Below are 20,438 nucleotides of genomic sequence, written 5' to 3' on the forward strand. Positions count from 1 at the left end.
CGCCGGTAGTCAGGCAAAGCCGGCAAGCCCTCACGGCTTGCCGCAGGCTCCAGGAGCAATCGCGCCTGATTGTCGCGGCTATGCCTCCACTTGCAGGATCTTGATTCCCAGCTGCCGCAAACCCATCAGCCCTGTTGGGCGGGCAGGCCTTTGGCCTTGCCCGCGCGCAAGATGCATGCCGGCGATGGCGCGCTGTTGGACGAGCGCGGATGGAACGGGTATTGGGAAGCGAGCTTGGCTGATGGATCGCGGGTATGGCCTAATTGGCCAACCCGCGCTACGGGTGACTTCAATGTTCCAACAGCGGCCGCAACTTGGCGCGGGCGTCGCGCAGGATGTCGGCGGTGGTGCGCCAGTCCACGCAGGGGTCGGTCACCGAGCAGCCATAGCGCAACTGGGCAAGATCGGCCGGTATCGGCTGGTTGCCGGCTTCGAGGAAACTTTCCAGCATGAAGGCGCGGATGCTGCGGTTGCCGTGGTGTATCTGGGACACCGTATCGACCAGCACGCGCGGCTGCAGCGTGTGCTGCTTCCACGAGTTGGCGTGCGCGCAGTCCACCATGATGGCCGGCGGGATGTCGTGCTTCTTCATCGCCTGTTCGGCCAGCGCAATGCTCACCGAATCATAGTTGGGCCGGCCGCCGCCGCCGCGCAGCACCAGGTGGCAGTGCGGGTTGCCACGGCTGTTCACCACCGCCACCCGGCCATCCTTGCCCATGCCCAGGTAGGCGTGCGGCGCGCTGGCGGAGACGATGGCGTTGAGCGCCGCGTCCAGGGTGCCATCGGTGCTGTTTTTGAAGCCCACTGCGCTGTCCAGCGCTGATGCCAGCTCGCGGTGGATTTGCGATTCGGTGGTGCGCGCGCCTATCGCCATCCAGCTATAGAGGTCGGCCAGATAGTGCGGCGACATCGGGTCCAGCGCCTCTCCGGCCAGCGGCAGGCCCAGCTCGGCGGCGGCCAAGAGGAAGCGGCGGGCGATGTGCATGCCCTCGTCCACGCAGTAGCTGTCGTCCATGTAGGGGTCATTGATCAGGCCCTTCCAGCCCACGCTGGTGCGCGGCTTTTCGAAGTAGGCGCGCATCACGATCAGCAGCGTGTCGTCCAGTTCGGCGGCCAGATCAGCCAGCCGGGCGGCGTAATCGAGTCCGGCGCGAGGGTCGTGGATGGAGCAGGGGCCCACCACCACCAGCCAGCGCGGATCGTTCCCGCTCAGCACTTTTTTCACCGCGTCGCGGCCGGCGTGGACCGAGGCGCTGGCGCGCGCGCTGGCCGGCAGGCTGCGCAGCAGTTCCGCCGGGCTGGCCATGGCGCGGTAGTCGGCCTGGCTGGATGGCGGCGCGTGGCCGTGTTCGAGCGCGAGTAGGCCGGGTTGTGGCCTGGCAAGCGTTGTCATGATGTTCTCCACAGGATGATCCGCAAGCGAGCCGCGGATTCAGCCCGTCGTTTGCGGCAGGGCCGGCGCGCGGCCCCGGTGTCGGCGACAGGGCGGCCGCGCGCCGACGGCGCGTCCAGCCTCCCCCGGCCGCGCGGTCCGCATGTTCAGGCAGCCAGGGTGGCGCCGCCGTCCACCACGATGTCCTGCATCGTGACGTGGCCGGCCAGGTCGGAAGCCAGGTACAGCACCGCGCCGGCGACGTCGGCCGGGGTGGCCAGCTTGCCCAGCGGAATGCCCAGGCGGAACGCTTCCGGCTTGCCGGCGATGGTGCGGGCGGCGCCGTGCTCGTCCTGCCACATGGCGCGCAGCATCGGCGTGTCGGTGGAGCCGGGCGACACCACGTTGCAGCGCACGCCGTACGGCGCCAGCTCCAGCGCGGCGTTGTGGCTGAGGCTGGCCATCGCCGCCTTGGACGCGCCGTAGGCGGCCATGGCTATGCGCGGCACGTGGGCGGCGTTGGAGGCGACGTTGACAATGGCCCCGGCGCGGCGCGCCTTGAAGTGCGGCAGCAGCGCGCGCAGCAGGTAGAACGGGCCGCTGACGTTGACGGCCAGGCATTGTTGCCAGTCGTCAATCGACAGCGCGTCGAACGCGCCCAGGCGCAGCACGCCGGCGGCGTTGACCAGCACATCGGGCAGCGTGTCCTCTTCGGCCAGGCGGCGGCATAGCGCGGCCACGGCCTCGGCGTCGCGGATGTCCAGCGGCAGCTCGCGCAGCACGCCGCAATGCGCGGCCGCTTGTTCGAACTGCAGGTCCAGCGCCACGACGCGCGCGCCGGCTTCGACGAAGCGCTGAGCCACTTCCTGGCCTATGCCCTGGGCCGCGCCGGTCACCCACACGCATTGGCCGGTGAAATCCAGTCCGATCATGATCAGGCCTCCTGCGACAGCTTGGCCTGGATGGCGGCCCACCAGCCGTTCAGCGTGGTGTCGCGCGCCAGGTCTTCGAAGCCGATTTCCAGGCCCAGCTTCTGCCATTGCGCCACCAGCTCCATCACGCGGATGGAGTCCAGGCCGTAGTCCAGCAGGTTGTCGCCGCCGGCCAGGCTGTCGTCGCCGTCTTCCAGCACGGTCAGCACCTGGGCCTTCAGCCATTCGCGGGTCAGCGCGGCGTCGCCGCCGGCAACCGCCAGGTCGGACTGCGCGATCACCGTGCCGCAGCGGATGGCCACGTAGCGCAGCGCCATCTTGTGCTCTTCCTCGCTGAAGTCCGCCACCGCGTCGCCGACCATGAAGGCCTGGATGTCGCGCATGAAGGCGTCGCAGGCGGTCATCAGGCAGCCGATGTGGGCGTAGACGCCGCAGATCACCAGCTGGTCGCGGCCCCAGGCTTGCATTTTTTCCTGCAGGTCGCTGCGCTGGAAGGCGCTGTAGCGCCATTTGACCAGCACGGTGTCCTGCTCGCGTGGGGCCAGCCGCGGGGTCACCACTTGCACAGCCGGATCGGCGGTGGTCAGGCCCGGGCCCCACATATCGTTTAGCAGCGCGCGGTCTTCCGGCTTCTGTTCGGTCGGCTGCGCGGTGTAGATCACCGGCACGCCGTGGCTGTCGGCCCAGCGGCGCAGCGCCTCCACCTTGGAAACCAGTTCGTTCACCAGCGCGCTGTCCTCGCCGTAGAAGGCCAGGAAATAGCGCTGCATGTCGTGGATCAGCAGCGCGGCGCGCTGCGGCTCCACGCGCCAGGCGGTCTTGTTGGCGGGGAAGTCGGCCGCCTGCGGCAGCGGGTAGGCGTTCAGTTTGGGAATGCTCATGGCGTTCAGGCTCCGGCCGCGGCGGCCAGCATGCCGCGCAGCGCTTGTTTGTCTATTTTGCCGACGTGGGTCAGCGGCAGGGCGCTTGCCAGTTCGAAACGGTCGGGCAGTTTGTAGTCGGCCACGCCTTGCTCGCGCAGGAAGCGTCGCAGCGCCACCGACTTCAGGCCATCGCCACGCGGCACGATGAAGGCGCAGCTCTTCTCGCCCAGCATCGCGTCGGGCATCGCCACCAGCGCGGCCTGGGCCACTTGCGGGTGTTGCAGCAGCAGGTGTTCGATTTCCTCGGCGGCGATCTTCTCGCCGCCGCGGTTGATCTGGTCTTTCACCCGGCCGACCACGCGCAGGTAGCCGCGCTCGTCGGCCACCACCACGTCGCCCGAGTAATAGAAGCCTTCGTTGTCGAATACGCGGGCGTTGTGCTCCGGCGCCAGGTAGTAGCCGCGGAAGGTGTAGGGGCCGCGGGTGGCCAGCATGCCCGGCGCGCCCGTCGGCACGGGGTGGCCGGCTTCGCCCACCACCTTCACCTCGTCGCCGTCGCTCATCGGCCGGCCCTGGCAGCCGTAGACGATGTCGTCGCCGTCGTCCAGGCGGGTGTAGTTGACCAGGCCCTCGGCCATGCCGAACACCTGTTGCAGCTGGCAGCCCAGCACTTCCGGCACCTGGCGGGCGGTGGCTTCGGCGAAGCTGGCGCCGCCGACTTGCAGCAGCTTCAGGCTTTTCAGCTGGGATTCCCGGCCGGGGGCGGCTTGCAGCCACAGTGCGACGGCCGGCGGCACCAGCGCGGCGATGTCCACCTGGTGGCGCTCCACCAGCGCGAAGCAGGCCAGCGCTTCCGGATTGGGCGCCAGCACTACCGCGCCGCCGGCGTGGAACACGCCCAGCGCGCCCGGCGAACTGAGCGGGAAGTTGTGCGGCGCCGGCAGCGCGCACAAGAAGCGGGTGTGCGGGCCGAGCGCGCAGATCTCGGCGCTGCGGCGCACGCTGTAGAAGTAATCGTTGTGGGTGCGCGGAATCAGCTTGGGCGTGCCGGTGCTGCCGCCGGACAGCTGGAAGAACGCCACTTCGTCGGCGGCGCTGGGGCCGGCTTGCTCCGGCAGGCCGCCGCAGTCCTGTTCCAGCACGGTTTCCAGGCCATCGTGGGCGAACAGGCGCACGCTCAGCGCCGGGGAGATGGCGGCCAGCTCGTCCGCCATCGCGTCGTCGCAGAACAGCGGGTGGCGGCGGTCGGCGATCAGCAGCCTGGGCTGGATCTGCCGTGCGTAGGCCGACAGTTCCAGCTTCTGGTGGCTGAACAGCGCATTGACCGGCGCGGCGCCGATCTTGAACAGCGCGAACAGCGCGATGTAGAACTCGGCGACATTGGGCAACTGCACCAGCGCGGTGTCGTGCCGGGCCACGCCGCGCGCCAGCAGCCAGGCGGCCAGATTGCTTGAGCGGCGGTCCAGCTCGGCGTAGCTGATCTCGCGCTCGCCGCACAGGATGGCCGGCGCGTGGGGGCGCTCGCGGCACTGCCGGGCCAGCATTTCGGTCATCGGCTGGTCGTTCCAGTAGCCGGCGGCGCGGTAGCGCGCGGCCAGCTCGGCGGGCCAGCGGGTAAAGGCGATGCTCATGCCGCCTCCCTTGCGCCAAGGCCGAAGGCGGCCAGCATGGTGCCGAGCTTGGCTTCGGTTTCCGCCCATTCTGCTTCCGGCGTGGACGCGGCGACGATGCCGGCGCCGGCAAACAGCCGCGCCTGGCGGCCAAACAGCGTGGCGCAGCGTATGGTGACCGCCCATTCCCCATTGCCTTCCTCGTCGCACCAGCCCACCATGCCGCTGAATACGCCGCGCGGGAACGGTTCGATCTCGCGGATCAGTTCGCGCGCCGCCGCGGTGGGGAAGCCGCAGATCGCAGGCGTCGGGTGCAACAGGCAGGCGAGACGCAGCGCGGTCATCGCCGGATCCTTAAGCCGGCCCTCGATCGGCGTGCCCAAATGCCACATGGCGCGCGTGCCCAGCAGGGACGGCGTCTCGGGGATGGCGAGCTCGGCGCAGTGCGGCGCCAGCGCATCGCGGATGTCCTCCACCACCAGGCTGTGCTCATAGTGGTCCTTGGCCGAAGCCAGCAGGCCGGCCGCGGCGGCCTCGTCCGCGGCCGCGTCGGGCCGGCGCTTGGCCGAACCGGCCAGCGGAAAAGTGCGCACGCACGCGCCGCGCTTTTGCAGCAGCAGCTCCGGGCTGACGCCGACCAAATGGCCGCCGCCGGACAAGGGCAGCTGGAACTGGTAGCCCTGCGGGTTTTGCGCGCACAGCGCATCGAACACGCGATCCGGCGCCAGCGTGTCGGCAAAGTCCAGCTCGCAGATGCGCGACAGCACCGCCTTGCGCAGCGCGCCCGCCTGGAAGCGGGAAACGGCCTGGCTGACTGCGGCCTGGAAGCCGCTGGCGTCGGGCAGGCTGCGCGCGGCGATGGCCGGACCCAGCGGCGCGGCGCGTTTTGCCGCGCTCGCCAGCCGCTCATCGCGGTCGAAGAAGCCGTGGCAGGACGGGATGAACAGCTCGGAGGGCTGGTCCATGTCGAAGGGGATGGCGCCCATCACCAGCGGCTGGTCTATGCCGCTGGCGCGCGCATCGGCGAACGCGCGGCGCAACGCGGAATGGAAGCCGGCGTGGTTCGCGGGCAGCGCCAGGCGGGCATGGATGCCGGCCGCTTTCAGGCTGCGGTGGGCAGAGAGGAAGTAATACACCTCGTCTTGCGGGGCGTTCATCGCAGATGGCGTGCGCATGGCAGGCTCCAAATGATAATGATAATAGTTATCGTTACAAATTATATTCAAAATCGCGCGGCGTCAACCATAAAAGTGCCGCGTGATGCGTCTGTGGGCTTGATCGGTGCGTGTTTCTCGTGAACCGAAAAACTATGTTGCGCGCCCTGGCCCAGCTCGTCGGCCCGCATCGCGCAAGCCGCCTGTTGCGGGCGCCGCGCCGGGAGGAATGGCGCCTAGCGCGCCGGCAGCAGCCGCTGCGCCAGCGTCTCGCCGATGCGCCGCAAGGGTTCCGGGTCGCTCATGCCGAAGTGGTCGCAATCGAGCGCGATCACCTCCAGCCGGCCGCGCAGGTACGGCGCCCAGGCTTCCGGCGAGGGCGCGTCGGCCGGATGGCGGCCCGCGCGGAACAGCAGCGCGTCGCCGGCGTAGGCAGGCGTGGCGCTGTCGCGGAACAGGCTCATGCCCTGCCAGGCGGCGTGCGCCAGCTTTTCCAGCCCGGCGCGGCCCAAGGGCGCCAGCGGGCTGCCGGCGCGCAAGAGACGCTGGTAGATGGTGTCGTTGTCCAGCGGCCGTCCGTCCGCGTCGGCATCCACTTCGCCGTTGACGCTGAGCGCCGTCACCAGCGCGTCGTGCAGCGTCGGGCGCGGACGATGGGTCCAGCATGCGGCCGGATAGCTGTCCATCAGCGCCAGCAGCGAGACGGTCTCGCCGGCCTGCCTGAGTTTGGCGGCCATGGCCTGGGCCAGCGCGCCACCCAGCGACCAGCCCAACAGCCGGTAGGGGCCGCGCGGCTGGATGGCGCGGATGCGCGCCAGATGGCCGTCCACCATGGCGTCGAAACTGGCCGGCGCGTCGCCGCGCATGCCCTCTGCCTGCAAGCCGTAGATGGCGACGCCGGGCAGATGGCGCGCCAGGCCCAGATAGCACCAGGACAAGCCTTCGGCCGGATGCAGGCAGAACAGGGCGGGCTGCGCGCCGGACTGGATGGGCAGCACCGGGCCGAAGGGATCGCTTTCCTGGACGGGCGGCCGGTGCGCGGCCGGCGCGGACAGGGCCTGGGCCAGGGCGGCGACGGTACGGTGGCTGAACAGCGCCGACACCGGCACCTCGCGGCTGAGTTCGCGGCTTAGACGGTTGGCGGCCTGGATGGCCTGCAGCGACTTGCCGCCCATGTCGAAAAAGTTGGCGCGCGGGCTGTCCGGCGCGCTGCCCAGCACCGCCTGCCATACCGCCATGATGCGCGTTTCCAGCGGCGTGGCCTGGACCGCAGCGGAGGGCGCCGGCGCGGCCTGGGCCTGCGCGGCCAGGCGTTTGCGGTCTACTTTGCCGTTGACGTTGCGCGGCAGCTGCGGCAGCCAGTGCCAGCGGTCCGGCACGGCGGCGGCGGGCAGCGCATGGCTCAGCGCGCGGCGCAGCGCGGCGGGTTCCAGCGCGGCGTCGCCGCTCAGGAACGCGGCCAGCGCGTAGCCGCCGCCGGCCAGCGGCTGGCCAATCACGGCGGCTTCGCGCACGCCGGGAATGGCCAGCAAGGCGTTTTCGATTTCGGCCGGGTCGACGCGCAGGCCGCTGATTTTCAGCTCCTGGTCCAGCCGCCCCAGGAAATGCAATTGGCCATCGCGCCATACCGCGCGGTCGCCGGTGCGGTAGGCGCGCGGCGCGTCCGGCAGCGCCTCCAGGGCCACGAAGCGGCGCGCGGTCAGCTCCGGCCGATGCAGGTAGCCCAGCGCCAGCGCGTCGCCCAGCAGGCACAGCTCGCCTTCCTCGCCCTGCATCACCGGCTGCAGCGCGGCATCGACGATGACGGCCGTCACGCCGGGGCGCGGCAGGCCGATGGGCGGCGCCCCGGTGCCGTTCCAGACCGCGCCGGGGCCGAACAGCACGGCGCCGGCGGCGATGATGGACGCCTCGGTTGGGCCGTAGCTGTTCAGCAGCGCGCAGTGAGGCATCCTCTCGCCCCAGCGGCGCGCCCGTTCCGGCAGGGCGGCCTCGCCGCCGATGATGGCTAGGCGCACGCCGGACAGCTGTTCGGCCAACTGAGGCGTCAGCGCGAAGGCCAGCTCGTGCCAGAAGGCGGTAGGCAGATCCAGCACGTCGATTTTCAGCCGCGCCACCGCGCGGCAGAAGCCGCCCATTGACTCCAGCATGGCGTCGTCGCGCAGCACGAGCGTGCCGCCGTGGCACAGCGCCAGGAAGATTTCTTCCACGCTGGCGTCAAAATGCAGCGGCGCGAACTGCAGCATGCGCTCGCCTTGGGCAAATCGGTAGAACTGGCCGGCGCTGGCGACGAAATGGGCCAGCGCGCCGCGGCCCACTTCCACGCCGTTGGGCTGGCCGGTGGAACCGGAGGTGTAGAGCAGGTAGGCCGGCAGCCGCGGCGCGCATTCGGCCGGCGCGGTTTGCGACGGGGCAAACGGCTGCGCCGCGTCCAGGCATAGCGTGACGGCGGCGTGGCTCAGGCCGGTCCAGGGCTGCCGGGTCAGCGCGATGCGCGGCGCGGCATCGTCCAGCACCAGGCGCAGCCTGGCTGGCGGGCCTTCCGGGTCCAGCGGCACATAGCAGCCGCCCGCCCACAGCGTGGCCAGAATGGCGACGATGGCGTCCGCGCCGCGCGGCAGCAGGATGGCCACGCGCTCTCCGTCCTGCAGGCCTGCGGCGCGCAGCAGGCCGGCCAGCGCCTGCACCCGGGCCAGCAGATGGCTGTAGCTGAATGTCTGCTCGCCGCATTGCAGCGCCGGCGCATCCGGTTGGCGGGCGGTTTGTTCGGCCAGCATCGCCATGACGCCGCGCGCGGGGTGGCGCAGGGCAGGGCCGTTCAGCAGCGACAGCGGCGGCAGTCCGGGCAGCCGCGCCTGCAGCGCTTCGTCCGCCGGCGCGCGGGCCAGTTGGTCCAGCCACGCCAGCAGCGATTGGCGCAAGGCGCCAAGCCGCTCGGCCGGATAGGCATGCGGGTTGGCCTCCAGGCTGAAGCGCCATTCCGTGTCGAGCAGGCTCAGATTGATGGACAGGTCTTCCACCGGGCCGGCGCTGAGCGGCAGGATGCGGCTTTGCAGTCCGGCAAACGGCGCGCGGCGGTCGAACGGCATCAGGTTGAGCACCGGGCCGAACAGCTTGTCCGCGCCGCCCAGGCGGCCCAGGTCGCCGCGCAGCCACTCGTAGCGGTAGCGCTGATGGGGACGGATGGCGCGCAGGCCGTCTGCCGCCTGGCGCGCCAGTTGGCCTAAGCTGTCGTCCGGCGCCAGGCGCAGGCTGAATGGAACGATGTTCATCGCCATGCACGGGACGTCCAGCGCGGCGGAGCCAATCCGGTTCATCACCGGCAGGCCCAGGGTGATGTCGCGGCGGCCGGTGTGGCCGGCCAGCCAAGCGGAGACCGCCGCCAGCAGCCAGGCGGCCCAGCTGACGCGGCAGGCGCGCGCCGCGTCCTGCCAGGCGGCGACGCGCCCGGTTTCCAGCATGCCGCCGGCCTTGGCGACATGCGCGGCCAGCGCTTGCGTCGGCTCTAGCGCGACGGCGGGGCGGAAGCCCTGCTGGCGCGCCTGCCAGAAAGCCTGGTCGATGGCGCGCGCCTCGGCGTCGGCATAGGCGGCGTCTTCCGCCAATACGGCGTCCAGAGACCAGTCGGGCAGGGCGGGCGGCGGCAGGCCGGCCGCGCGGGCGTTATAGCGCGCGGCCACGGTTTTGGCCAGCAGGCCGTAGCCGTAGCCATCCAAGGCGATGTGGTGGACTTGCAGGAACCACAGGTGGCGAGCCTCGTCCAGCCGCAACAGGGCGGCGCGGCAGGGCAGCTCGCCGGCGGACCAGGGCAGGGCCAGCGATTGCCGCATCCAGGCCTCGGCCGCCGCGCGCGGATCGGGCTCGGCGCTGAGGTCCAGCTGGAGAGGCGCGACGCATGAGGGCGCGCGGCGCTGCCACAGCGTTTCGCCGTCGAATTCGAACAGCATGTTGAGCGCCGGGCAATGGGCCAGCGTTTCCTGGGCGGCGGCGAGCAAGGCCGTCGCGTCGAGCGGGCCGTCCAGTTCTATGGCTTCAGCCGTCCAGTAGCAGGGAAGGTCGGGCACCAGTTGCTGGCCCATCCAGATGCCGTGCTGGGCGGCGCTGACGCGAAAGCGGGCGGGAGAGGATGTCATATGGCGGCGCTGCGGAGCGGCCTGATGCCGCGTAGATGAAGATGATGCGCATCATAAATGCGAATGAGTATTGATTGCAATAAAAATCGCATCGATGGGACTTCTGCCCGAGCCAAGCGCGCTTGGCTCGGGCCTTGCCAGTCTAGAGGCGAAGGCTCAGCCTGCCGCCAAGCCATCCACCAGAATATGCGGCACGCCTTGCGGGCAGCGCTCCACCCGGCCGCGCACCCCGTAAACCGCCTGCAGGGCGGCGGCGTCTATCACCTGCTCCGGTCGCCCGTTGGCCGCCAGGCGTCCCTGCTTCAGCATGAGTACCCGGTCGGTATGGCGCAGCGCGGCGTTCAGGTCGTGCAGCACGATCAGCGTTACCATCTGGCGGCGGCGGGTTTCGCGGCGCAGCAGGTCCATGACGTGGAACTGGTGGTTCAGGTCCAGCGCGGATAGCGGCTCGTCCAGCAAGAGCAGGACCGGTTCGCGGATCAGCGCCTGGGCGATGCCCACCAATTGGCGCTGGCCGCCGGACAGCTGGTCCAGATGGCTGCGCGCCAGGTGGCCTATGCCCAGCGACTCCAGCAGCGCCACCACCTCGCCGTCGCCATGGCGGCGGAACAGGCCGGAGGCGGTGGCCTGGCCGGCCACCATCAAGGATTCGAACACCGTCAGGTGCACGCATGGCGGCAGCGTTTGCGGCAGATAGGCGGCCTCGCCGCGGCGGCGGTCCAGCGGCCGGCCGGCCAGGGCGATTTGGCCTTCGCAGGGCTGCAGCCCTGCCAGCGCGCGCAGCAAGGTGGACTTGCCGCTGCCGTTGGGGCCGAGCAGGGCGGTGACCTCCCCGGCCGCCAGACAGGGCGCGTCCAGGTTGTGTATGACTTGGCGCTTGCCGTAGCGCACGGACAGCTTGGCTATCGATAGATGCGTCATGTCCGGCCTCCGTTGCGCAAGACGATGGCGATGAAGAAGGGAATGCCCACCAGCGAGGTGACGATGCCCACCGGTACGATGACGCCGGGGATCAGGTTCTTGGTGGCCACCGAGGCCAGGGACAGGATGGCCGCGCCGGTCAGCGCGCTGACCGGCAGGTAGAAGCGATGGTCCTCGCCCGTCAGGCGGCGCGCGATATGCGGCGCGATCAGGCCGATGAAGCCCACGGTGCCGACGAAGGCCACGGCCAACGCGGTGAGCAGGCTGGCGCGCAGCAGGGACGCCAGGCGCAGCCGGCGCACGTCTATGCCGAAGCTGGCGGCGCGGTCCTCGCCCAGGCGCAGCGCGGTGAGCCGCCAGGCATTGGCCAGCGACCACGGCAGAATCAGCGCGAAGGCGGCGAACAATAGGCCCAGCTTGGGCCAGTCGGCGCGGGACAGGCTGCCCATCAGCCAGAACACCAGGTCTTGCAGCGCGTCGGCGGTGGAGACGAACTGCAGCAGGGAGACCAGCGCGTTGAAGCTGAAAAACAGCGCGATGCCAAACAGCAGCACGCCGCTGGCCGCCATGCGGGTGAGCCGCGCCACGCCGTCCAGCAGCAAGGCTGCGCCCAGGGCGAAGACGAAGGCGTTGGCCGGCAGCATCCAGGCGGCCGGCACGCCGGGCAGGCTGAGGTTGAGCAGGATGGCCAGCGCCGCGCCGAAGGCGGCGGCCGGCTGCAGACCCAGGGTGAACGGATCGGCCAGCGGATTGTGCAGCACGGTCTGCATCTCCGCGCCGGCCAGGCCCAGCGCCAGGCCGGCGGCCACGGCGATCAGCGCGTAGGGCAGGCGGATGTCCCAGACGATGACGGCGGTGGACGGATCGGCGGCGGCCGGATGCAGCAGGGTTTGCCAGAACTCGGCCAGCGACAGGCCGCTGGCGCCGGTGGTGACGTCCAGCGCCAGGGAGGCGAGGATCAGCGCGGTCAGGACGACGATCAGCAGCGAGCGGCGCAGCAGGCTGCGCCGGTAGTCGGCGGAAACGGCCGCGGCGGGCGCGGCCAGGGCGTGCTCCGTCATTTGCCGCCTCCGGTCCAGTACACGCCTTGCGGTTCTATCGCCAGGAAATCGCGGTGCAGCTGCTGCCAGCTGGCGTCCGGGTCCAGCTTGGCGAAGCGCTGCGGCTGCAGCGTCTTGGCGAAGGCTTCCAGCAAGACGATGTGGTAGGGCGTGTTGTAGAAGTGGTGCCAGGCGCCGAAGACGCGGCCCTCGCGCACGGCGGCCAGCGCGCCCACTGGCTTGCGGCTTGCGGCGCGCGCCAGCGAGGCCCGGGCCTGGGCGGGCGTCACGTTGGCGCCGAACTGGATGCCGGTCTTGTCGGCCGGCGCGGCGCTGCCGGTGCCGATGTACCAGTCGGGCTTGGCGGCGATCACATGCTCCATATTGATTTCGCCGGTGGCACCGGGGATGAGCTTGTCGCCGATATTGACGCCGCCGGCCGCGTCCACCAGCTCGCCCAAGCTGCCCTTGCCGGCGCTGGTGACGTTGGCGAAGGCGCCGGCGCGCAGGTCCAGGAACACCTTGGGCTTCTGCTGCGCCGGGATGGCGGCGACGGTTTTGCGGATGGCGTCCAGCTTGCCCTGGTAGAAGCGGATGAAGCGTTCCGCCTCCGCCTCGCGCTGCAGCGCCTGGCCCATGATGCGCAGGCTGGGCACGGTGTGCTCCAGCGGCGCGTTGCGGAAATCGACGAACACCACCGGCACCTTGGCCGCCTGCAGTTGCTTGACGATGGGGTTGTTCAGGCCGGGGCCGTGGCCGGAGACGCTGAAGATGGCGATGTCGGGCTTCAGCGCCAGCACTTTTTCGGCGCTGACCGAGTTCTCGCTGGTGTTGCCTATCAGCGGGATGCGGTCTATCTGGGGGAAGCGTTTCTGGTATTGGGCATAGGTCTGCGGGTCCAGCTGGTGGAAATCGCCCTGCCAGCCGGCGACGCGCGCCAGCGGCTGTTTGCCTTCCAGCAAGGCCAGCGCGTAGAACAGGCGGCCTTCGCCCAATAGGATGCGGTTGACCTTGGCCGGCGTGTCCACCTTGCGGCCGGCGATGTCGGTGACCACGGCGGCCTGGGCGCAGAACGAGGCGGCCAGCAGCGCGGCGGCCAGCAGGCGGGAGAGTACGGTTTTCATCGCGCGTCCCTTACTTTTTCCAATCGAGCTTAAGTTCCGGCTGCTTGGCCATCAGGCCCAGGTGCTCGTCCATGATGAATTCGATCTTGGCCAGTTTGTCGGCGGCGTCGGACTGGCACACCATGTCCAGGGTGTCGCCTTGGCGCTGGATGTCGCAGGTGCCGATGGGGAACCGCACATGGGCGCGATGGGCGTCGAAATCCACCGGCACTTTCAGCGCGTAGTGCTTGCACAGCTTGTACAGCACCTTGTCGGCGTGGGCGGTGGTGAGGGTGGCGTGGCTGCTCAGCATGATGATTTCTCCATTCTTTTAAAACGGGAGCAGGCAGTTGGCGGACCTGGCGGGTCCGGCAACTGCCGTGCGTAGCTTCCCGTCCGCTGTTGTGGAGTGGACGGGGAGCGCGGGGTTTAGAACTTGCCGGTCAGGGTCAGCCAATAGCGGCGGCCTTCGTCGACCATCCAGTTGCCGCTGCGCGTGGCCGGGCTGGCGGACTGGTCTACCGCCACGATCTTGTCGCTGACGTTCAGCACGGCGGCGTTGACGCTGAAGGTCTTGTTGATCTGGTAGCTCAGGCCCAGGTCCACGGTGGTGGCGGCCGGACGCTCGCGCACGCTCATGGCGTAATTGCGGAACGCCGCCCAGTAGGACTTGCCGGTGTAGGTGGCGTTGGCGTAGGCGTTCAGCTTTTCAAACGGCGTCCAGTCCAGCTTCAGGTTGGCCACATGCTCCGGTGTCTTGTCCAGCGGCTTGCCGTCCAGCGAGGTTTTGTCCAGGCTGGTTTCCTTGCCGCCCTGACGGCGGGAGTCGGTGTAGGTGTAGTTGCCGGACAGCTTCCATTGCTTGTTGACTTCCCAGGCACCGGACATTTCCACGCCTTGGATGTCCACCTTGTCTACGTTGTCGTAGACGTAGATGGTGCGCGGCGCGGCTTGCGGCGAGACGACGCCGGTATCGAAGCTGACCACCTTGTTCTTGAACTGGCTGTGGAACACGGTGAAGCTGCCGCTGAGGCCGTCGGCGCCGTCGTAGCGGATGCCGATTTCGCCGCTGGTGCTCTCCTCCGGCTTCAGATCGGGATTGCCGCACAGCACGCCACCCACTTCGCGCGGGCCGCCGGAAGTCATGCAATAGCCAGGCGCGGTCTGGCGCAGCTTGGGCGCCTTGAAGCCCTGGGCCACGCCGCCGCGCAGGGTGACGGCGGGCGTCAGGTTGTAGACGGCGTACAGGCGCGGGCTGACGTGGCTGCCGTACTGGCTTTGGTGATCCAGGCGCAGGCCGCCGGTTAGCGTCAGGTTTTCGGTGGCGGCGAACTCGTTCTCGGCGTACAGCGCGGAGCTGTCGGCGCGGATGCGGTCCGGGTTGGGCGCGAAGTTCTGGTTCGGCACATTATTGTTCAGCGACACGCCGCTCAGCTTTTGCTGTTGCCACTGCATGCCCAGCTTGAGGGTGTTGCGTTCAAACGGCAGGGTCAGCTGGCCATCCAGCGTGGTGTTGACGATCTTGGGCTGGACCGGGCTTTCCACGTTGTTGGTGGAGCGGACTTCCTTGGAAGATTCCTGGTACAGCGACAGGCTGCTCTTGCCCCAGCCCCAACGGCCGTTGTGGCTGATGCCCCAGTTGTCGCGCGGATAGCTGACCTTGCTCTTGTCGTCATCGGCGGCCGCGCTCTTGCCCGGGGTGTTGGTGTAGCTGAGCGAATTGTGGCCGGCTTCCAGCACGATGTCTTGATTGGCGGTGGGAGTGATGGACAGCTTGGCGTTGAAATTGCCGTTCTGGGTGTCGGGCACGCCGACGGCGCCGACGTTAGGGTAGCTCACGCTGCTTTCGGAACGGTGATAGCTGCTGCCGTATACCTGCAGCGCCAGCAGGCCTTCCTTCAGCGGGCCGCCGGCCCAGAAGCTGGTCTCGCCGGCATTGCCGTATTTGGCGTCGGACGGGATGGAGCCGCCCAGCGTCATCGAGCCGTGCCATTCCTTGGGCGATTTGCGGGTGATGATGTTGACCACGCCGCCCATGGCGTCCGCGCCGTACAGCGAGGACATCGGGCCGCGCACCACTTCGATGCGCTCAATCGCTTCCAGCGGCGGCATCTGGTAGGGCTGCACGCCGCCGGTGCCGCGGTTCATGGTTTCGCGGGTGTTCTGGCGCTTGCCGTCCACCAGGATCAGCGTGTATTCGCCCGGCAGGCCGCGCACGGCGATGTCGGTGTCGCTGGGGTCGCCGCCTATGATGCTGACGCCTTCCAGTTTGCGCACCGCGTCAGCCAGATTGTTGACCGGCATTTTTTCCAGCTCGGCGCGGGTGATGACGGAGATGCTGGCCGGGGCCTGCTTGATCTTTTGCTCATAGCCGGAGGCGGTGACGACGACGGACGGCAGCTCGGCCGCGGCTTCGTCGGCATGGGCGGAGGGAAGGTGCAGGCTGCAGACGGCAGCCGAGAGCAGCGCCAAGCGGAAGCCCTGGCGAGGAAGGCGTTTGTTTTTCATGGTCTAAACCCAGAGTTCATCACGGAACGAATGTCCACTTGGCAGGCGCTCGGCAACGACTTGCTGCTTTTGGTATATCTGCGCAATTAATGTCAAATGGTTGACTTATTGTCGCACCAAGATTGCGCTTTGTAAATAGGAATTATTTTCATTATCGTTTATTGCGCAGCGCCGCCGGGGCATCGACAAGGCAGGGCCTTGATGCGCAAGGATTAATCTTGCTGCGCCGCGCTTTGGGGGGAGGCCTGCTGTCGGCCATTGTCCAAGCCGCGCAGCTGGCGGCAGCCGGCCAGCATGGCCAGCGCGGCGGTGCCGACGGCCAAGCCCAGCGCGGCGCCAGCTAGCAGCGGCGCCAGCAGGCGCGCCAACATGCCCATGGTCAAGGCGCCCAGGCTGTCGCCCACCACGTCTTGCGCGCTCCACAGGCCGTTGACGCGGCCCAGCAGCCGGTCTGGCGTGCGGCCCTGCACCAGGGTGAATTGCAGCAAGGAAACGATGGATCCGAAATAGCCAAGCAGCGCCAAGGCCAGCAGCGCAAAGGCCAGATGGCGGGCGACGCCCAGCCACGCGAGCGCGAGCGAAGAGGCCAGCAAGGCGGTCAGCATGACCAGGCCGGGGCGGCGCAGCCCACCCACCCAGCCGCTGGCGAAGGCGCCCAGCATGGCGCCCAGCGGCGCGGCGGAATACATCAGCCCGACGGCGAAGCCGCCGCCGCCAAAGCCGTTCTCGGCCAGCGCCGGATACAGCACGCGCACCGAAGCGAGCAGCGCTTGCAAGGTGCCCGCGGCCACGGCCGCGCCCACCACCTTGTCGGTCCACAGGAAAGCAAAGCCCTCGCCCAGCGCGCGCAGGGGATGGGAAGGCTCGCCGCCTTGCGGCGGCAGGGCGGGCAGCCGCGTCAGCGGAATCAGCGTCAGCAATGTGCCCAGGCCGGCCAGCAGGTAGTTGCAGTTGACGCTGGCGGCGGCGATCACCGCGCCGCCCAGCAGCGGCGACAGCACGGCCCCCAGACGCATGGTCAGCATGGCCAGCGCGCCGGCGGCCGGCAGGTTTTCACGCCCGACGATGGCCGGAATCGCGGCCATCAAGGAGGTGATGCCGATGCCGCTGAAGAAGCCGTCCCAGGCGGAAACCGCGTACAAGGCCAGCAGCGAAGGCTGCGTCAGAAAGCCATTGGCGGCCAGCGCGAGGAAACCCAGGCCGCAGGACGCGCGCCCCAGCAGGATCAGCTTGCGCCTGTCCAGCCGGTCCGCCAGCACGCCGCCGCACATCAAGCCGGCGAACATGCCCAGGCCGTCCAGCGCCATGGCCGCGCCCACTTGCAGGGGCGAGCCGGTCAGTTGATGGATTTGCACCGGCACCGCCACCATCAGCAGGCCGAAGGCGAACACCGAGATCAGGCGGGCGATGAAGATGCAGCGGAAATGCGGATTGTGTTGGAGCAGGCTGAAATCGACGAGGAATGCGTTTTTTTTCATGAGTGGCTTGATGCGGCTTGCGGATGGGAAAGCATGGGCGCGCAGCCGCATGCGGAATGGGGCGCATGCTAGCACTGATAGATAATGAGAATCAATATCGTTAATTTCATTCTTGTGGCGGTCTTGCCGCATGGTTGCGCGCGTCATTTGCTTTGCATCAAGCGCCACGGTTAATACCTATTGCATACCAGTGTCAATACCAATTAAATACCAATGGTGCGAAGGAGCGATTCTTTGCGACCAGAGATCCACGTGCCGGGCGGTAAGCCGGCTTCATCGTGATGGACGAGCAAGGAGTAGAAAATGAGGATGAAACATTTGCTGGGCGCGGCCGTGCTGGCCGCTTTTTCGGCAGGAGCCTGGGCCGCGCCGGACGCGGCGGCGCTGGGGCATAGCCTGGCGCTGAAGGTGGCGGTGGACAGCAACCAGGGCGCGGCATCCGGCGCGCCTTGCGCCGACCTGGGCGCGGACTGGGCCTTGTGCCTGAAGGGCCGGCTGATACTGGAAAACCGCGGCGAGCAAGCGGTGCCGGCCGGCGGCTGGAACCTCTATCTGCACAGCATCCGCCGCATTCTGAAATTGGATACGCCGCAGTTCGCCATCCGCCACATTACCGGCGACCTGTACCAGATCACGCCCACCGCCGCCTTCGCGGGGCTGGCGCCGGGGCAGAAGCTGGAGCTGCCGCTGATAGACGAATACTGGATGCTGCAGGAAAGCGACGTGCTGCCGCGCCCCTATGTGGTGGTGGACGGCCAGGCGCCGGCCCTGCTGCGGCATGACAGCAGCGATGAGGCCAGCTATCTGCTGCCTTTGACCGGGGACAACTGGAAGAACCCGGCCGGCGAGCTGCGGCCGCTGGCCACGTCGCAGCAGCGCTATCAAACGTTTAGCCAGCGCGGACCGCAACTGAGCGCCGCCCAGGTGGCGGGCCGCGTCATCCCGGCGGTCAAGCGCCAGCAGCTGGCGAGCGGGCAATTGCGAGTCGACGGACTGAGCCTGCGCTTGGCGGGCGTGGGGGCGGACGGCGAACGAGCCTTGGCAGAGCGGGTCAGAGAGCTGGGCCTGAAGAGCGGCGGCGCGCGGGTGACGGGCAAGGTGGCGGGCGCCAAATTGCCGGCCGATATCGCGGTGCCGGGCGGCTACCGCCTGCGCATAGACGCGAGGGGCGCGACGGTGGAGGGCTTTGACGCGGCCGGCGTGTTCTACGGCGTGCAAACGCTGCTGGGCCTGACGCCGCAAAACGGCGGCACCATCCCCGCCATGACGGTGGAAGACGCGCCGCGCTATGAATACCGCGGCATGATGGTGGACCTGGCGCGCAATTTCAAGCAGCCCGACACCGTGCGCCGCCTGATAGACCAGATGGCGGCCTACAAGCTCAACAAGCTGCACCTGCACCTGTCCGACGACGAGGGCTGGCGCTTGCAAATTCCGGGCCTGCCGGAGCTGACCGATGTCGGCGCGCGCCGCTGCCATGACTTGACGGAAACCCGCTGCCTGCTGCCGCAGCTGGGCTCCGGCCCGGCCAACCAGTCCGGCGGCGGCTATTTGAGCCGCGAGCAATACATAGACCTGGTGCGTTACGCCAAGTCCCGCTTCATCGAGGTGATTCCCGAGTTCGACATGCCGGCCCACGCGCGCGCCGCGGTGGTGTCCATGGAGGCGCGCTACCGCAGGCTGATGGCGGCGGGCCAGCCGCAGGCGGCCAATGAATACCGTCTGCTGGACCCGCAGGACCAGTCCCATACCTTGTCGGTGCAGTTTTATGACCGCCACACCTATTTGAACCCCTGCGTGCCGGGCAGCCAGCGCTTCGTCTCCAAGCTGGTGTCGGAAGTGGCGCAGATGCACCGCGAGGCCGGCCAGCCTTTGCAAACCTGGCATTTCGGCGGCGACGAGGCCAAGAACATCCTGCTGGGCGGCGGCTTCCAGGACCTCAAGGGCACGGACCCGGGCAAGGGCAAGGTGGACCTGGCCAAGCAGGACAAGCCCTGGGGCCGATCGCCGGCCTGCCAGGCGCAGATCGCCCAGGGCCGGATCAAGAGCGTGGACGAGCTGCCGCTGAAGTTCGCGCAGATGGCCAGCCGCATCGTCGCCGCCCTGGACATCTCGACCATGGCCGCCTGGCAGGACGGCGTGCACGGCGCGGCCGGCGCGGGCGATTTCGCCACCCGCAACACCCTGGTCACCGAATGGGACACCTTGTACTGGGGCGCCGCGCAGGCGGCCAATGACTTCGCCAACAAGGGCTTCAAGACGGTGCTGGCCTCGCCGGATTACCTGTACTTCGACTTTCCGTATGAGCTGAACCCGCACGAGCACGGCTACTACTGGGCCTCGCGCGATACCGACAGCTACAAGGTGTTCAGCTTCGCGCCGGACAATCTGGCGCAAAACGCCGAAGTGATGCCGGACCGCCAGGGCAAGCCCTTCTCCGTCACCAGCCCGGCCGCGCCGGCGCGCTTCGCCGGCATTCAGGGCCAGGCCTGGAGCGAAATCGTCCGTACCGACGCCGAATTCGAGCAGCGAGTCTACCCGCGCATGCTGGCCCTGGCCGAGCGCGCCTGGCATCAGGCGTCGTGGGAGCGGCCGTACAAGGCCGGCGAAACCTACCAGCTGGGCGTGACCCATCTGGTGGACAAGGCCGCGCTGAATGCGGACTGGCAGCAGTTCGCCGCCGTGCTGGGCTGGCGCGAAGCGCCCAAGCTGGAGCGTGCCGGCATCGCCTACCGTCTGCCCATGCCGGCGGTGCAGCCGGGCAGCGGCGCCTACGCCGTCGCCACGGAATGGCCGGGCGCCAGGCTGCAGTACTCCACCGACGGCCATGGCTGGCATACCTTGCAGCCCGGCCAGCAGGCGCAGGCCAAGTTCTGGCGCGGCGTGACCCAGGATGGACGCCGCGTGGGCCGGGTGGAAATGGTGTCCGGGCAGTGAGCGGCATCGGCGCGGGCAAGACGCTTGCCTGCGTTTTGAAAGCATGAGGCATGCATGAATGCGTGTTTGAAGGGAAATGGCGGGCCGGCAGGCCCGCCGTTTTCATCTTGCCGCGGCCTGCGATGTCCGTCATGAGTATGGTCTTGTCGTGGCGGGGAGATTTTGGGATGCCGTCGGCTTGCGGGGAGTCGTCTTGGCTGGCGGGTCTTTCGGAAAGCTCCGATGGCGGCTTGCTTGATGGTGTGTTTATTGCTGATTGTCGAACACTGTTTGCGATTTTTCGGGCGCTTTCTATACAGCGGTGTCGCAAACAGGATAGTGATTTGGCGCCGCCATCCTATAGAATCGACCGAGCATCTATAAAAACCGGCCCCAAGCAGGCGTCGGCAC

Annotated in this window: 13 protein-coding genes; 1 reads left to right on the forward strand and 12 read right to left on the reverse strand. The window is 68.4% G+C overall.

The features are described 5' to 3' along the window. Positions 1-289: 289 nt before the first annotated feature. The 12 genes from FYK34_RS02630 to entS form a co-directional block, all read right to left on the reverse strand. Complete coding sequence (locus FYK34_RS02630; protein WP_196782596.1) at positions 290-1,393, reverse strand: 3-deoxy-7-phosphoheptulonate synthase; 1,104 nt, start codon at positions 1,391-1,393, stop codon at positions 290-292. 146 nt (positions 1,394-1,539) lie between these two features. After that, positions 1,540-2,304, reverse strand: a complete 765-nt coding sequence (dhbA, locus tag FYK34_RS02635) for a 2,3-dihydro-2,3-dihydroxybenzoate dehydrogenase (protein WP_149294927.1) — start codon at positions 2,302-2,304, stop codon at positions 1,540-1,542. A gap of 2 nt (positions 2,305-2,306) precedes the next feature. Next, positions 2,307-3,185, reverse strand: coding sequence for an isochorismatase family protein (locus FYK34_RS02640; RefSeq protein ID WP_149294928.1), 879 nt, complete (start codon positions 3,183-3,185; stop codon positions 2,307-2,309). A 5-nt stretch (positions 3,186-3,190) separates the two neighbouring features. Beyond that, a complete protein-coding gene (locus FYK34_RS02645) occupies positions 3,191-4,798 on the reverse strand; it encodes a (2,3-dihydroxybenzoyl)adenylate synthase (protein ID WP_149294929.1) in 1,608 nt (535 codons plus the stop codon). Further along, positions 4,795-5,952 (reverse strand): isochorismate synthase, encoded by a 1,158-nt coding sequence (locus tag FYK34_RS02650; protein ID WP_149294930.1) that lies wholly within the window; start codon positions 5,950-5,952, stop codon positions 4,795-4,797. The genes FYK34_RS02645 and FYK34_RS02650 overlap by 4 nt, the downstream gene beginning before the upstream one ends. 215 nt (positions 5,953-6,167) lie before the next feature. Further along, on the reverse strand, positions 6,168-10,061 hold the full coding sequence (locus tag FYK34_RS02655) for a non-ribosomal peptide synthetase (protein ID WP_149294931.1): 3,894 nt from the start codon (positions 10,059-10,061) through the stop codon (positions 6,168-6,170). 156 nt (positions 10,062-10,217) lie between these two features. Then, on the reverse strand, positions 10,218-10,982 hold the full coding sequence (locus tag FYK34_RS02660) for an ABC transporter ATP-binding protein (protein ID WP_149294932.1): 765 nt from the start codon (positions 10,980-10,982) through the stop codon (positions 10,218-10,220). Continuing rightward, the gene (locus tag FYK34_RS02665) at positions 10,979-12,043 is read right to left on the reverse strand and encodes a FecCD family ABC transporter permease (protein WP_149294933.1); all 1,065 of its coding nucleotides are present in this window, start codon (positions 12,041-12,043) and stop codon (positions 10,979-10,981) included. The genes FYK34_RS02660 and FYK34_RS02665 overlap by 4 nt, the downstream gene beginning before the upstream one ends. After that, the gene (locus FYK34_RS02670) at positions 12,040-13,146 is read right to left on the reverse strand and encodes an ABC transporter substrate-binding protein (protein WP_149294934.1); all 1,107 of its coding nucleotides are present in this window, start codon (positions 13,144-13,146) and stop codon (positions 12,040-12,042) included. The genes FYK34_RS02665 and FYK34_RS02670 overlap by 4 nt, the downstream gene beginning before the upstream one ends. 10 nt (positions 13,147-13,156) lie before the next feature. After that, positions 13,157-13,438: a DUF2218 domain-containing protein gene (locus FYK34_RS02675; protein WP_149294935.1), complete on the reverse strand. Its 282-nt coding sequence runs from the start codon at positions 13,436-13,438 to the stop codon at positions 13,157-13,159. A gap of 116 nt (positions 13,439-13,554) precedes the next feature. Then, positions 13,555-15,633: a TonB-dependent receptor domain-containing protein gene (locus FYK34_RS02680; protein ID WP_149294936.1), complete on the reverse strand. Its 2,079-nt coding sequence runs from the start codon at positions 15,631-15,633 to the stop codon at positions 13,555-13,557. A 212-nt stretch (positions 15,634-15,845) separates the two neighbouring features. Then, positions 15,846-17,111 (reverse strand): enterobactin transporter EntS, encoded by a 1,266-nt coding sequence (entS, locus tag FYK34_RS02685; protein WP_149294937.1) that lies wholly within the window; start codon positions 17,109-17,111, stop codon positions 15,846-15,848. Between the two features lie 303 nt (positions 17,112-17,414). On the opposite strand from entS, the gene FYK34_RS02690 reads away from it, so the two are divergent. Then, positions 17,415-20,048, forward strand: coding sequence for a family 20 glycosylhydrolase (locus FYK34_RS02690; RefSeq protein ID WP_149294938.1), 2,634 nt, complete (start codon positions 17,415-17,417; stop codon positions 20,046-20,048). The last annotated feature ends 390 nt before the right edge of the window (positions 20,049-20,438 follow it).

Source organism: Chromobacterium paludis, from assembly GCF_008275125.1.
Lineage (GTDB): Bacteria > Pseudomonadota > Gammaproteobacteria > Burkholderiales > Chromobacteriaceae > Chromobacterium > Chromobacterium paludis.